The sequence below is a fragment of the Streptomyces fodineus genome, from assembly GCF_001735805.1.
Taxonomy (GTDB): Bacteria; Actinomycetota; Actinomycetes; order Streptomycetales; family Streptomycetaceae; genus Streptomyces; species Streptomyces fodineus.
The window spans coordinates 4,381,755-4,395,305 of sequence record NZ_CP017248.1; the positions used below are offsets into that span (position 1 = coordinate 4,381,755).

The window sequence follows — 13,551 nt, forward strand, 5'->3', positions numbered from 1 at the left end:
TGTCAGTGCGGCCCGCTAGGGTCCCTCCCCATGACCGACACCGAGGACTTCCTCACCGCCACCCGCGCCTTCTACGACACCGTCGCCGAGGACTACGCCGAGCACTTCCCGGGTGTGACACTCCGCACGCCGCTGGAGCGGGCGATCTTCAGCGCGTACGCCGAACTGGTCGGCCCCGGCGGGACCGTGGCCGACCTCGGCTGCGGACCCGGCCGGAACACCGCCCACCTCGCGGCCCTCGGCCTGTCCGTCCTCGGCCTCGACCTGTCCGAGTCCATGCTCGCCATCGCCCGCCGCGAGCATCCCGCTCTGCGGTTCGAGCAGGGGTCGATGCTGGAGCTGCCCCTTGCCGACGGCACGCTGGCCGGTGTCGTCTCCTGGTACTCCAGCATCCACACCCCCTTGCATGAACTCCCCAAGATGTTCGGCGAGTTCCACCGGGTGCTGGCGCCGGGCGGCCACCTCCTTCTCGCCTTCCAGGTAGGCGAGAAGCCACGCCGACACGAGCGTCCCTGGGGTCACTCGGTGGCCCTGGACTTCCACCGGCGCCGCCCGGACGAGATGGCCGAGCTGCTGACCGACGCCGGTTTCCTCCTCCGCTCCAGCACCGTCCGCGAACCGGACGAGACCTTCGGGGAGTCAGTCGCGCAGGCCTTCCTGCTCACCCAGAAGGAAGGCTGACCAGGCGGAGGGGGTGACGGTGAGGTGGGGGGCGGTGGGTTGCTTCGAGTCGCGGATGTGGATGGTGGCGGGGTGGGCGGCTACCTCCAGGCAGTCGCCGCCTTCGCCGTCGCTGTGGCTCGACTTGCGCCAGTTGTAGGCGAGTTCGACGCACTCGCCGCCTTCACCATCGCTGTAGCTGGACTTGAACCAGGCCAGGTTCTCGATGCTCATAGCTCCTCCAGCTTCTGTTTGATCAGAGACCGGGACTCCAGGGGACTGAGTGCCATTGCGCGCATAATCCCATAGCGGTCGGCGACCTTGCGGACCTCCTCCCGATCTGCGATGAGCTGGGGGAAGCCCTGTGACTCCAGGTATGCCACCTGGCCATGCCCCTTGGGCACCAGGAGGTTAAAGGCACTTCCCAGATTCGGGTGTACCTCGCGACGGGTTGGCATCACCTGGATTGCGACGTTCCGCATATCGCCCACCCGCAGCAAGTTGCGCAGTTGGTCCGCAAAGATGGCCATCCCGCCGATCGGCCGGTCCAGCAGGACCTCTTCGAGTACGTAGCTCACGATGGGTGGTGGCCACCGCTCGAATACCTGCTGTCGGGAGAGCCTGTCGGTGACCCGCTTCTCGATGGTCTCCTCGCTGAGGAACGGTCGCCGTTGCCCGAATACCGCCCGGGCGTAGCCCTCGGTCTGCAAGAGTCCGGGAACCGCGCTGTTGGCGTAGAAGTGCAGCTCAACAGCCTCCGCCTCCATCGCCGCATAACTCCGATACCACTCCGGATGCCGAGTCCGCGCCCTGCTCATCGCCTCCTCGACCTGCGGGACGACCTCGATGAACAGCCCCTCCGCGTTGAGGATTTCGTCCGCCTTCTTCAGGAACTCCGGCCTCGGTGTCCGTACCCCCCTCTCCATGGCCGAGATCTGGTCGGGGCCGTACCCCACCAGGTCGCCGAACTCCCGCTGACTCAGCCCCGCCCGCTCCCTGAGCAACTTCAGCTGCTTGCCGAGTACGACGAAGACCCCCATCGCCCCGTTGGCCTCAGCAGGCGTCTCCGGCCGCCGCTCCTCCATGGTCACCTCCGACACCCGTACACCAGACGTACCGCACCCGTACGACTACCCACAGTCGCCGGGACTCCCCTGGTCAGAGTAGGGAGAAGTGACCACTCTCGGTGACGTGAATCTGGAAATCTCCACCCCCACAACCGAGGCCACCGAACTCGTCCAACGCCTCAGCGCCACCCCCCTCGGCGCCCGTCTCGCCCGTCGTCTCACCTCCCACCAGCTCACCACCTGGGGATACCCCCACGACAGTGACCAGAACTGCACCGCGCAACTCCTCGTCGCCGAGCTGGCCGCGAACGCCGTCACGCACGGGCGCGTACCCGGGCGGGACTTCGAGCTGCGGCTGCGGCTCCTGCCGGAGAAGGGCACCGTGCGTATCGAGGTGAGTGACGCCCGCGCGGACCGGAAGCTGCGGTTCCTGGACGGCGGGCCGGCGGACGAGCACGGGCGCGGGCTCGTCGTCGTACTGGTGCTGTCGACGCGCTGGGGCGTGGCCGAGCGCACCGTCGGCAAGACGGTGTGGGCCGAACTCTCGCTCAGCCCGCGGCAGCGCTCGCGGCAGCGCCCGCGGCCCGGAACTCCGCGACCGTGTCCGCGAACGCCCGCGCCGGAGGGCTGAGGGCGTCCCAGCGGCGGACGGCCCAGCCGACGGGCAGGGGGCGCAGCCCCGGTAGCGGGACGAGCCGCAGGTCGCCCACCCCCGGCACCGGGAGCCCCGGTACGGCTGGTACGACCGCCCGGCCCACCCCCAGCTCGGCCAGCTGCAGTGCCGTGTCCCAGTCGGCGACGCTCGTGTCGTAGGTGAAGCGGACGCCCCACTCATGACACGCCGCGTCGAGGTGGGCAGCGGACGTGGAGTTCGGGGGCAGCCGGATGAGCCGGACGTCCCGCAGTTCGGCGGGGTCGAGCTCCGGACGTCCGGCGAGCGGGTCGTCGGCGGGGACGGCGAGCACCCAGGGCAGTTCCGCGACGGTCCGCTGCTCGATGCCGCGCACCGGGGAGCCGACCGTGATCCAGGCCAGGTCGAGGGCGCCGTCGGCCAGCGCGTCGAAGGTGCCGCGTCCCGAACTGACGGTGCGGAACTCCAGGTTGACCTTCGGGTGGCGGCGGCGGAAGGTGACCACCGCGTCGGACATGAAGTGCCGGACGGTGGTGGCACCGGTGGCGACGCGGACGTACCCGCTGTGGCCGTCGATGAGGTCGCGCAGCTGCCGTATCGCGAGGTCGAGGCCGGATATGCCCTCGGCCGCCGCCGCTTCCAGGATCCGGCCCGCCTGCGTGGGGACGACGCCGCGCGGCAGCCGTTCCAGCAGCGCGGCCCCTGTCTCCCGCTCCAGCCGTTTGACGTGCTGGCTGACGGCGGACTGGGTGCAGCCGAGGTCCCGGGCGACGGAGCTGAGACTGCCCGCCCGGCACACGGCCACGAACACGCGAAGGTCTTCCAGGGTCACAACACCCAAGCTAGCACTTGGGTTTGATAAGCAGACCCAAGGATTGACTGGGCGTCAGGTGGCGTACGAGGATCGGTGCCGGGCCGCGAACCGACCCAGGCGGCAACCCGCTCCCCGCCTCGCCGAGTCCGGACGACGCGGGATCAGCGCGGAGCGGGTGCCGACCATCAGCGTCCTGCGTACAGGGCCTCCAGCTCGGTCGCGAAGTCGGTCGCGATCTGGTCGCGGCGGAGTTTCATCGAGGGGGTCAGATGGCCCGCCTCCTCGGTGAAGTCCGTCGGCAGTACGGCGAACTTCCGGATGGACTCGGGGCGGGACACCAGCTTGTTGGCCTCGTCGATCGCGCGTTGCAGGACGGCCTCCAACTCAGGGTCGCCCACCAGGAGTTCCGGCGGCACCGGGTGCTTGCCGATCATCTGCCGCCAGTGGCTGACGCCGTCGGGGTCGAGGGTGATGAGGGCGGCGACGTACGGGCGGGCGTCGCCGACCAGCATGACCTGGGAGATCAGCGGGTGCTGGCGCAGCCAGTTCTCCAGCGGGGCCGGGGCCACCGACTTGCCGCCCGCCGTGATCAGCAGCTCCTTCTTGCGGCCGGTGATGGTGAGGTAGCCCTCGTCGTCCAGCTCGCCGATGTCGCCGGTGGCCAGCCAGCCGTCCCGGGTCGCGGGGACGACTCCGCCGGCCTGCGGGTCCCAGTAGCCGCGCAGGACGTGATCGCCGGCGACCAGGATCTCGCCGTCGGCGGCGATGCGGACGCGGGTGCCGGGCAGCGGCCAGCCGACCGTGCCCAGGCGGGGTTTGAGGGGTGGGGTGACGGTCGTGGCGCCGGTGGTCTCGGTCAGGCCGTAGCCCTCGAAGATCTCGATGCCCGCGCCCGCGTAGAACGCGGCGAGGCGCCGGCCGAGCGGGGAGCCGCCGCAGATGGCGTGGCGGACGCGACCGCCCATGGCGGCACGGATCTTGCGGTAGACGAGGGGGTCGTAGAAGGTGCGGGCCGTCTTCAGGGAGCGGCTCGGGCCGCTGCCGGTGCCGGTCTGGCGGGCCTCCAGCGCCTCGCCGTAGCGCCGGGCCACGGCCGCCGCCCGGTCGAAGGCCGCGGCCCGGCCGCCCGATTCGGCGTTCGCGCGGGCCGAGTTGTAGACCTTCTCCAGCATGTAGGGGATGGTCAGCAGACAGGTCGGTTTGAAGGCGGCGAGGTCCGGGAGGAGGTCGTCCGCGGCCAGGCTGGGTGCGTGGCCGAGGCGGACCCGGGCGCGGACGCAGGCGATGGCCACCATCCGCCCGAAGACGTGGGACATCGGCAGGAAGAGCAGGACCGAGGGCTCCTCGTCCTGGGCCTTGAAGACCGGATAGAGCAGTTCGGTGGCGTTGTCGACCTCGGCGAGGAAGTTGCCGTGCGAGAGGGCGCAGCCCTTGGGGCGGCCGGTGGTGCCGGAGGTGTAGATGAGGGTGGCGAGGGTGTCGGGGCCCAGCATGCCGCGTCGTACGGCGACTTCGCCGTCCGGCACCAGCGCGCCCGCCTCGGCGAGCCTGCTCACGTGGTCCTCGTCCATCACCCACAGGTGGCGCAGGTCGGGCAGATGCTGGAGTTCCGGGCCGATGGCGGAGGCCTGGGCGACGGTCTCGGTGATCAGGGCGACCGCGCCGGAGTCGTGCAGGATCCAGCGGGTCTGGAAGACCGAGGAGGTCGGGTAGACCGGCACGGTGACCAGGCCGGCGGCCCAGGCGGCGAAGTCGAGCAGCGTCCACTCGTACGTCGTACGGGCCATGACGGCGACGCGGTCGCCCGGTACCAGACCCTCGGCGATCAGTCCCTTGGCCACGGCGAGGACCTGCTCGGCGAAGTGCGCGGCGGTCACGTCCGTCCAGTCGCCGTCGGGGAGCCTGCGGCTGAGCACGGTCTGGGCCGGGGCGGCCGCGGCGTTGTCGAACGGCAGGTCGGCGAGGGAGCCGTGCTTCACCGGGGGCGCGAACGGGGGTACGGACACCTCCCGTACGACACCGTCCAGCCGCTGGACCCAGGGCTCCACGAGGACCGGGCGGCCGTCGTAGTCGATGGCGGAGACCGGGGCGTCGGAGGAGGCGGGGGCGTTCGGGAAGGGGGTGGACACGGGCGGCTCCTCTGGCGTGCGAGTACCTGCGGCGCCTCGGCAGGGAGGGGTTACCGCAAGTTAGGCAGGTGATCGTACGGGTCCGTCGTGCGGAGGTTGTGCGGGTTCGGGGGTGGTTCGGGGCTGGGGGTGTGCAGCCTCGCGGGTTAGGTGACGGGGGCTCACTTTTGCTGGTGCCGTAGACTTACCGGCGGTAACCTTACTCTGGAGTAAGCAAGGGGGCTGGATATGGCGGGCGAGTTGGTGCATCTTGCGGCCGGCGTGCTGCGCTCGCCGTTCAAACGGCCGTCTCCGGAGGCGGACTTCCCGCGCGGGCGTCTGGTGCTGCCCGGTCTGCGGGTCGATCAGGAGCGGCTGGCCGCGTACGAGCGCGTCTGCGGCTTCCCGACCGGCGACAGCGACCTCCCCGTCACCTATCCGCACGTCCTCGGCTTCCCGCCGGCCATGCGGCTGATGAGCGACCGGGCCTTTCCGCTGCCCCTGCCGGGTCTCGTCCACACGTCGATCGAGATCACCCGGCACACCTCCCTCCCGGCGGCCGGGGAGTACGAACTCGCCGTGCACGTCGAGGGATTGGCCCCGCACCGGCGCGGCACCGAAGCCACGGTGGTCACCGGGATGCGGGCCGGCGGGGACGTCGTATGGGAGTCGCGGAGCACCTACCTCGCGCGGCACCGGACCGACGGGCCCGGCGCGCGGCGGGACGAGCGCCCGGACCCGCTGCCCGTCGTCGCCGAGTGGCGGCTCGCCGAGGACATCGGCCGGCGCTACGGCGCCGTCTCGGGCGACCGCAACCCCATCCATCTGTACCCCCTCACCGCCCGCCTCTTCGGTTTTCCGCGGGCCATCGCGCACGGCATGTGGACGGTGGCCCGCTGCCTCGCCGCGGGCGGCTCCGCGGGCGGCTCCGCCGTGGTGCGGGCGCGGTTTCTGGCGCCGGTGTTGTTGCCGGGGACGGTGACGTACGGGGCTGATGGGTCCGGTCGGTTCGAGCTGCGGGGCGATGGGGGCCGACTGCACCTGGTAGGGAAGGTGAGCTAGGCGCCGTCGAGGTGCTTCACCGTCGCCGGGTGCGGGTGGTTCGTGGCTGGTCGCGCCCACGCGGCGGAGCCGCATATCGATGCAGCCCCGCACCCCTAGGCATCTCCAGCCGGCGGAGTCCAAGGGTGGCCGCTCATCAGGTTCCCCAAACCCGCCCACGCGAAGTTCATCAGGGTGGTCGCCGCCTGCCGGGCGGTGACGCCCTCTGTGCTGTTGGCCCACGTCGCCAGGGACTCCGCCGCGCCCACCAGGGCCTCGGCGAGGCCGGCGACCTCGTGTTCCGGCAGGTCGGGATCGCGGTGGGCCTCGCGGGCCGCGATCGCGACCAGGCGGGTCACGAACGCGACGAGCTCCTTGCGCATCGCGGCGGTCTCGGCCGCGAACAGCTCCCCGTGGGTGCGGGCCTGGAGGTGGAGCACGGACCAGGCGTCGGGGTGCTCGGCGGTGTGCGCGAAGAAGGCCTGGAGGCCGTCCCAGAGGCGGCGGTCGGCGGGCAGGTCCGTACGGACCCCGGCACGGACGGCCTCCGCCAGGGCGGTGGCCTCGCGCCGGATGCAGGCGGTGAAGAGGTCTTCCTTGGAGTTCAGGTACAGGTAGACCAACGGCTTGGAGACGCCCGCGAGTTCGGCTATCTCGTCCATCGACGCGGCCATGTAGCCGCGCTGGCCGAAGATCCGTACGGCGGCGTCGAGCATCTGCTGCTCGCGTACCGCCCTCGGCATCCGTTTGGTCCTCGCCCCACCCATGGGAGCAAGACTAGTTGGAGGCGGCTGCCTCGCCCTGCGCCCTCGCGGTGTCGTCGGCGACGTCCTCCTGGCTGCGGTTGGCGTCCAGGTTGGCCTTCATCCGGTCGACCTTGGTCACGATCTGCACCGAGGCCCGGTCCCGCTCCTTGCGCAGCACGACCCAGCTGATGGGCGCCGACAGCACCAGGGCCAGCAGCAGGACCCACAGGCCGTTGGAGTTGCCGAAGCCGCGCGGGAAGAGGCCGAAGTAGACGGCTCCCCAGACGACCACGAGGCAGCCGGCGAAGACGCCGAGGCGCATCAGCGTGTAGCGGATCATCTCAATCCAGTCGTCCGATTCCAAAAGGGGTCATCGTCCAGTGAAGCACGGACGGGAGGGGATCTTGCGGCGGGGTCAGTGCAGGGGGAGCAGCATGATGATGTCGTCGCGGTCGTCGCCGGGAGCCACCCGGATGGCGCCGGGTACGCGGCCGACCTCCTTGTAGCCACAGGAGCCGTAGAACCGCTCCAGGCCGAGGCCGCCCCGGCAGGTCAGCCGTATCGCGTCGATGCCGTCGAAGGTGCGGGCCGCGTCCGCGGCGGCCGCCAGCAGGTCACGGCCGTACCCCTTGCCCTGGTGCCGGGGGTGGACCATCACCGTGTACAGCCACACCCAGTGCGTCTGGAGCCGGTGCGTGTTGAAGGCGAAGAACGCGGTCGCGGCCGGCTCGCCCGTCTCGTCGCAGCCGACGAGCAGCCGGTGCCGCCCCTCGGCCATGCCCACGAAGTGCTTCACCAGCTCCGGCCGGACGTCCTCCCGGCTCACCGGCGGTACGAAGCCCACGGCGCCGCCCGCGTCGGAGACGTCCGTCCACAGGTCGAGGATGCCGTCGCGCAGGGCCGGCGTAATGGCGGGGTCCAGGGTGAAAGTAAGTGGCATCGGGCCACTGTATCTATTACCCGAGGGCGCGCGCAGCCACTTTCAGATCGGCGACGAGGCCCTGGTACGCGGCCTTCCTGTCCTCGTCGTCCTGCGCCCGCAGCACCGACGAGGGGTGCACGGTCGGCACCAGCCGCTCCGGCCGCCCGTGGATCTCCTCCTCCAGTACGGTCCCGCGCACCTCCCCCACCCGGAACGACGACCCCAGCAGCGCCTTCCCGGCGGTCGCGCCCAGCACCACGATCAGCTCGGGCTCGACCAGCGCCAGCTCCGCCGCGAGCCAGGGGCCGCAGGCGGTCATCTCCCGCAGGCTCGGCGCCTTGTGGATGCGGCGCTTGCGGGGCTCGGTCCGGGTGAACTTGAAGTGCTTGACCGCGTTGGTGACGTACGCGTCCGCCGGGTCTATGCCGGCTTCCGCCAGGGCGCGGTCGAGCAGTCTTCCGGCGGGGCCGACGAACGGCTTGCCCTGCCGGTCCTCCTGGTCACCGGGTTGTTCGCCGACGAGCATGACGCGGGCGTGCGCGTTGCCCGCGCCGAACACCGTCTGCGTGGCGTCCCGGTGCAGGGGGCACCCCCGGCAGTCGGCCGCGGCCTTGCGCAGGGCGGTGAGACTGGCGCCCTCCGGGACGAAGGGCTCCGCCGTGTAGGCGTCTTCGGGGGCGGTCGTACGGGAACTCACCGCCCCCGGGTACCCCCCTCAGCGCGCCCTGTTCACACCCGCATCGGCTGCGGCGACTCCCGGCGTGCCGGGTCGGGGCCGTCGTACTCGCGGATGATCTCGTACCGCGTGTTCCGCTCCACCGGGCGGAAGCCGGCGTCGCGGATCAGCTCCAGCAGGTCCTCGCGGGTCAGCTTGTTCGGCGTGCCGTAGTTGTCCGCGTCGTGGGTGATCTTGTACTCGACGACCGAGCCGTCCATGTCGTCCGCGCCGTGCTGGAGGGCCAGCTGGGCGGTCTGCACGCCGTGCATCACCCAGAAGACCTTCACGTGCGGGACGTTGTCGAACAACAGCCTCGACACCGCGAAGGTCTTCAGCGCCTCGGCGCCGGTCGCCATCCGGGTGCGGGCCTGAAGGCGGTTACGGACCTTGCCGTCCTTCATGTCCACGAAGTCGTGCTGGTAGCGCAGCGGGATGAAGACCTGGAAGCCGTTCGTCTCGTCCTGCAGTTCGCGCAGCCGCAGGACGTGGTCGACCCGGTGCCTCGGCTCCTCGATGTGGCCGTAGAGCATGGTGCACGGGGTCTTCAGGCCCTTCTCGTGCGCCAGGCGGTGGATGCGGGACCAGTCCTCCCAGTGGGTCCGGTGGTCCACGATGTGCTGCCGGACCTCCCAGTCGAAGATCTCCGCGCCGCCGCCGGTGAGCGACTCCAGGCCCGCGTCGATCAGCTCGTCCAGGATCTCCGAGGCCGACAGGCCGCTGATCGTCTCGAAGTGGTGGATCTCCGTCGCCGTGAACGCCTTCAGGGAGACATCCGGCAGGGCGGCCTTGAGCTCGCGCAGGGACCGGGGGTAGTACCGCCACGGCAGGTTCGGGTGCAGGCCGTTGACGATGTGGAGCTCGGTGAGGCTCTCCGACTCCATCGCCTTGGCGAGCTTCACCGCCTCCTCGATGCGCATCGTGTACGCGTCCTTCTCCCCCGGCTTGCGCTGGAAGGAGCAGTAGGCGCAGGAGGCCGTGCACACGTTGGTCATGTTCAGGTGCCGGTTGACGTTGAAGTGCACCACGTCGCCGTTCTTGCGGGTGCGCACCTCGTGGGCGAGGCCGCCGAGCCACGCCAGGTCGTCCGACTCGTACAGCGCGATGCCGTCCTCGCGGGTCAGCCGCTCACCGGAGCGGACCTTCTCCTCCAGCTCGCGCTTGAGCCCGACGTCCATGCCAACACCTTTCTCCGACAGCACGGCCAACCGTATCCCTACACCTCTTCGGGCAGCTCCCCGACCCGGTTCTCCCACTTCGTGGACAGCACGATGGTGGTACGGGTCCGGGAGACGCCCTTGGTGCCGCTGAGCCGCCGGATGATCCGCTCCAGGCCGTCCACGTCCGTGGCGCGCACCTTGAGCATGTAGGAGTCGTCGCCGGCGATGAACCAGCAGTCCTCGATCTCCGGCAGGTCCCGCAGCCGCTGGGCCACGTCCTCGTGGTCGGCGGCGTCGGAGAGCGAGATGCCGATCAGCGCGGTGACGCCGAGGCCGAGGGAGGCCGAGTCCACCGTGGCGCGGTAACCGGTGATGACACCGGCCGCCTCCAGACGGTTGATGCGGTCGGTGACGCTGGGGCCCGACAGGCCGACGAGACGCCCCAGCTCCGCGTACGAGGCCCGGCCGTTCTCCCTCAGGGCCTGGATGAGCTGCCTGTCCACCGCGTCCATGCGATCGAAGCCTTCCGGTGAAAGTTCCTGAAGTGATGAGAGCGTGATGAGAGCTACTGCTGGTTGCCTGGTGAGCCGCCGCCCAGCTCGCCCTTCCAGCGCCGGTACAGGCCGTGCTCGACGCCGGCCGCGTCCAGCACCCGCCCGGCGACGAAGTCCACCAGGTCCTGAATGTGGGTGGCGCCCGCGTAGAAGCCGGGCGAGACCGGTACGACGGCGGCGCCGGCGTCGTCCAGCGTGACGAGGTGCCGCAGGGTCTGGCCGTTCAAGGGGGTCTCCCGTACGGCCACCACCAGCGTCCGGCGCTCCTTGAGGGTGACGCTCGCCGCTCGCTGCAACAGGTCCTTGGACAGCCCGAGGGCGACTCCGGCCACACAGGCGGTGGAGGCCGGCACGATGATCATCCCCTTCGCCGGGTACGACCCCGAGGACGGCCCGGCCGCGAGGTCGCCCGCGCTCCAGTACCGCATCGCGCCGAGGTCCACGTCGAAGGTCCCGGGCTTGCCGTCGGCGCCCCGGGCCAGCCATTCCCGCAGGTCGTCCCGCCAGTGGGCGTCGCGGAACGAGATACCCGTCTCGTCCAGCAGGGTCAGCCGCGAGGCCCGGCTGACCACCAGGTCGACCGCCTCCCCCGCCTCCAGCAACGCCCGCAGCACAGCCGCCGCATACGGCGTCCCGGACGCACCGGACACCCCCACGATCCAAGGCACGCGCTGCGATTCTCCTGCGTTCACACTTTGAGCGTACCGGCGGACCGAACCGTCAGACGGTCAGCCCCCGCACCAGCAGGTCGAGCAGCGCGCACACGAACAGGGCGATGCCGATGAAACCGTTGACGCTGAAGAAGGCCCTGTTCAGGCGGGACAGGTCATGGGGGCGGACGATCGAGTGCTCGTAGAGGAACGCGCCCGCGACGACCAGCAGGCCGAACCAGAAGAAAACACCCGCGCCGGTGACGACGGCGTACCAGACGAACAGCGCCGTCGTGATCGTGTGGCAGGCCCGCGCGCCCCAGATCGCCGCCGGGATGCCGAAGCGGGCCGGGACCGACAGGACGCCGATCTCGCGGTCGGTCTCGACGTCCTGGCAGGCGTAGATCAGGTCGAAGCCGCCGATCCAGACGCCGACGGCCAGGCCGAGGATCACCGCCTCCCAGTTCCAGGAACCGGAGATGGCGAGCCAGCCGCCGATCGGGCCCATGGACTGGGCGAGGCCGAGGATGGCCTGCGGGAAGTTCGTGAAGCGCTTGCCGTAGGGGTAGATCACCATCGGGATCACCGCCACCGGGGCCAGCGCCAGGCACAGGGGGTTCAGCAGGGCCGCCGCGCCCAGGAAGATCACCAGGGCGATCAGGGCGCCGGTCCAGGCGTGGCGGACCGACATCGCACCGGTGACGAGTTCGCGGTGGGCCGTACGGGGGTTACGGGCGTCGATCTCGCGGTCGATGATCCGGTTGACCGCCATCGCGAACGTGCGCAGGCCGACCATGCACACGGTGACCAGCAGCAGCCGGCCCCAGTGGATGATCCTGTCCCACTCGTACATCGCCGTGAGGGAGGCGATGTAGGCGAAGGGCAGGGCGAAGACCGAGTGCTCGATCATCACCAGGCGCAGGAAGGCCTTCGTGCGTCCCGGCTGAGGGATCGCGGCAGAGGCGCTGCTCACAGGCCGTACTCCTTCCAGCGGCGGTCCACCAGGGCCGCCGTATCGGGGTCGGAGAGGACCATCTCCGGCCAGCCTCCGTCCCTCGTGTAGCCCTCCTCCGGCCACTTCCTGGTGGCGTCGATCCCCGCCTTGCCGCCCCAGAACTGCTGGTAGGAGGCGTGGTCGAGATGGTCGACGGGGCCTTCGACGACGGTGAGGTCACGGGCGTAGTCGGTGTTGCCGAGGGCCCGCCAGGCGACCTCGTGCAGATCGTGCACATCGCAGTCGGCGTCCACGACCACGATCAGCTTGGTCAGGGACATCATGTGGGCGCCCCAGACCGCGTGCATCACCTTCTGCGCGTGCTTGGGGTACTTCTTGTCGATCGAGACGATCGCGCAGTTGTGGAAGCCGCCGGCCTCGGGCAGGTGGTAGTCCACGATGTCCGGGACGATGATCTTGAGGAGGGGCAGGAAGAAGCGTTCCGTGGCGCGGCCGAGCGGGCCGTCCTCCGTGGGCGGGCGCCCGACCACGATCGACTGCAGCAGCGGGCGCTTCCGCATCGTCACGCAGTCGATCTTCAGCGCTGGGAAGGGTTCCTGCGGGGTGTAGAAACCGGTGTGGTCGCCGAAGGGGCCCTCGGGCAGCATCTCGCCCGGCTCCAGCCAGCCCTCCAGGACGACCTCGGCGTTCGCCGGGACCTGGAGCGGGACCGTCTTGCAGTCGACCATCTCGATCCGCTTGCCCGCGATGAACCCGGCGAACAGGTACTCGTCGATGTCACCGGGGAGGGGGGCGGTGGAGGCGTAGGTGACGGCCGGGGGACAGCCGAAGGCGATGGCGACCGGCAGCCGTTCGCCCCTCCTCGCCGCGACCTGGTAGTGGTTGCGGCTGTCCTTGTGGATCTGCCAGTGCATGCCGATGGTGCGCCGGTCGTGGCGCTGGAGGCGGTAGAGCCCGAGGTTGCGGATGCCGGTCTCGGGGTCCTTGGTGTGCGTGAGCCCCAGGTTGAAGAAGGAGCCGCCGTCCCGGGGCCAGGTGAACAGGGCCGGGAGCCGGTCGAGGTCCACCTCGTCGCCGTGCAGGACGACCTCCTGCGCGGGGGCCTCCTTGACCTTTTTCGGCGGCACGTGGGTCATCGCGCCGAGCTTGCCGAAGGCCTCGCGCACACCGACGAAGCCGTGCGGCAGCTCGGGCCGCAGCAGGCCGCCGATCTTCTCGGAGATCTCGCCGTACGACTTCAGGCCCAGCGCCTTCAGCAGGCGGCGGTCGGTGCCGAAGACGTTCATGGCGAGGGGCATCGCCGAGCCCTTCACGTTCTCGAAGAGCAGCGCCGGGCCGCCGGACTTCTGCACCCGGTCGACGATCTCGCCCACTTCCAGAAAGGGGTCGACCTCGGCCTTGATGCGCTTGAGGTCGCCCTCGCGCTCCAGCGACCGCAGCAGGGAGCGAAGATCGTCGTAAGCCATGTGTCCCAGTATCTGCCACCCGCTACTCTGGCCCGGTCACCGGGGCCGTCTCATCTCGTCGG

At 70.3% G+C, this 13,551-nt stretch carries 16 protein-coding genes; 3 read left to right on the forward strand and 13 right to left on the reverse strand.

The features are described from left to right. Window positions 1–30 precede the first annotated feature (30 nt). A complete protein-coding gene (locus tag BFF78_RS18305) occupies window positions 31–681 on the forward strand; it encodes a class I SAM-dependent methyltransferase (protein WP_069779346.1) in 651 nt (216 codons plus the stop codon). Here the strand turns inward: BFF78_RS18305 and BFF78_RS18310 are convergent. Both BFF78_RS18310 and BFF78_RS18315 read right to left on the reverse strand, forming a co-directional pair. Beyond that, window positions 640–894: a DUF397 domain-containing protein gene (locus tag BFF78_RS18310; RefSeq protein WP_069779347.1), complete on the reverse strand. Its 255-nt coding sequence runs from the start codon at window positions 892–894 to the stop codon at window positions 640–642. The two genes, BFF78_RS18305 and BFF78_RS18310, sit on opposite strands and share 42 nt — an antisense overlap. Further along, window positions 891–1,745: a helix-turn-helix domain-containing protein gene (locus tag BFF78_RS18315; RefSeq protein ID WP_069783652.1), complete on the reverse strand. Its 855-nt coding sequence runs from the start codon at window positions 1,743–1,745 to the stop codon at window positions 891–893. Before BFF78_RS18315 ends, BFF78_RS18310 begins: the two co-directional genes overlap by 4 nt. A gap of 106 nt (window positions 1,746–1,851) precedes the next feature. Here BFF78_RS18315 and BFF78_RS18320 point away from each other — a divergent pair, with 106 nt between their 5' ends. After that, the gene (locus tag BFF78_RS18320; protein WP_069783653.1) at window positions 1,852–2,358 is read left to right on the forward strand and encodes an ATP-binding protein; all 507 of its coding nucleotides are present in this window, start codon (window positions 1,852–1,854) and stop codon (window positions 2,356–2,358) included. Here BFF78_RS18320 and BFF78_RS18325 read toward each other — a convergent pair. Together BFF78_RS18325 and BFF78_RS18330 are read right to left on the reverse strand one after the other, a co-directional pair. Next, on the reverse strand, window positions 2,276–3,190 hold the full coding sequence (locus BFF78_RS18325; protein WP_165289368.1) for a LysR family transcriptional regulator: 915 nt from the start codon (window positions 3,188–3,190) through the stop codon (window positions 2,276–2,278). The two genes, BFF78_RS18320 and BFF78_RS18325, sit on opposite strands and share 83 nt — an antisense overlap. Before the next feature lie 167 nt (window positions 3,191–3,357). Continuing rightward, on the reverse strand, window positions 3,358–5,301 hold the full coding sequence (locus tag BFF78_RS18330) for an AMP-dependent synthetase/ligase (RefSeq protein WP_069779349.1): 1,944 nt from the start codon (window positions 5,299–5,301) through the stop codon (window positions 3,358–3,360). Between the two features lie 228 nt (window positions 5,302–5,529). Here BFF78_RS18330 and BFF78_RS18335 point away from each other — a divergent pair, with 228 nt between their 5' ends. After that, window positions 5,530–6,342, forward strand: coding sequence for a MaoC family dehydratase (locus BFF78_RS18335; protein WP_069779350.1), 813 nt, complete (start codon window positions 5,530–5,532; stop codon window positions 6,340–6,342). Window positions 6,343–6,437: 95 nt separating this feature from the next. Here the strand turns inward: BFF78_RS18335 and BFF78_RS18340 are convergent, their stop codons facing one another. The 9 genes from BFF78_RS18340 to BFF78_RS18380 all read right to left on the reverse strand — a co-directional run bounded on the left by BFF78_RS18340 (window position 6,438) and on the right by BFF78_RS18380 (window position 13,489). After that, window positions 6,438–7,088 carry a TetR/AcrR family transcriptional regulator gene (locus BFF78_RS18340; protein WP_069779351.1) on the reverse strand — a complete coding sequence of 217 codons (651 nt, stop codon included), beginning with the start codon at window positions 7,086–7,088 and terminating at the stop codon, window positions 6,438–6,440. A 10-nt stretch (window positions 7,089–7,098) separates the two neighbouring features. Continuing rightward, entirely contained in the window at window positions 7,099–7,407 is a 309-nt protein-coding gene (locus BFF78_RS18345; RefSeq protein ID WP_069779352.1) for a DUF4229 domain-containing protein, read from the reverse strand. Window positions 7,408–7,482: 75 nt separating this feature from the next. Next, window positions 7,483–8,007 (reverse strand): GNAT family N-acetyltransferase, encoded by a 525-nt coding sequence (locus BFF78_RS18350; RefSeq protein WP_069779353.1) that lies wholly within the window; start codon window positions 8,005–8,007, stop codon window positions 7,483–7,485. A 16-nt stretch (window positions 8,008–8,023) separates the two neighbouring features. Beyond that, on the reverse strand, window positions 8,024–8,686 hold the full coding sequence (locus tag BFF78_RS18355) for a UdgX family uracil-DNA binding protein (protein WP_069779354.1): 663 nt from the start codon (window positions 8,684–8,686) through the stop codon (window positions 8,024–8,026). Between the two features lie 32 nt (window positions 8,687–8,718). Beyond that, the gene (mqnE, locus tag BFF78_RS18360; protein ID WP_069779355.1) at window positions 8,719–9,882 is read right to left on the reverse strand and encodes an aminofutalosine synthase MqnE; all 1,164 of its coding nucleotides are present in this window, start codon (window positions 9,880–9,882) and stop codon (window positions 8,719–8,721) included. A 38-nt stretch (window positions 9,883–9,920) separates the two neighbouring features. Then, a complete protein-coding gene (locus BFF78_RS18365) occupies window positions 9,921–10,376 on the reverse strand; it encodes an Lrp/AsnC family transcriptional regulator (RefSeq protein WP_069779356.1) in 456 nt (151 codons plus the stop codon). Window positions 10,377–10,429: 53 nt separating this feature from the next. Beyond that, complete coding sequence (locus BFF78_RS18370; RefSeq protein ID WP_069779357.1) at window positions 10,430–11,086, reverse strand: UbiX family flavin prenyltransferase; 657 nt, start codon at window positions 11,084–11,086, stop codon at window positions 10,430–10,432. 52 nt (window positions 11,087–11,138) lie between these two features. Next, window positions 11,139–12,041 carry a menaquinone biosynthesis prenyltransferase MqnP gene (mqnP, locus tag BFF78_RS18375; RefSeq protein ID WP_069779358.1) on the reverse strand — a complete coding sequence of 301 codons (903 nt, stop codon included), beginning with the start codon at window positions 12,039–12,041 and terminating at the stop codon, window positions 11,139–11,141. Beyond that, window positions 12,038–13,489 carry a menaquinone biosynthesis decarboxylase gene (locus BFF78_RS18380; RefSeq protein WP_069779359.1) on the reverse strand — a complete coding sequence of 484 codons (1,452 nt, stop codon included), beginning with the start codon at window positions 13,487–13,489 and terminating at the stop codon, window positions 12,038–12,040. The genes mqnP and BFF78_RS18380 overlap by 4 nt, the downstream gene beginning before the upstream one ends. Window positions 13,490–13,551 lie beyond the last annotated feature (62 nt).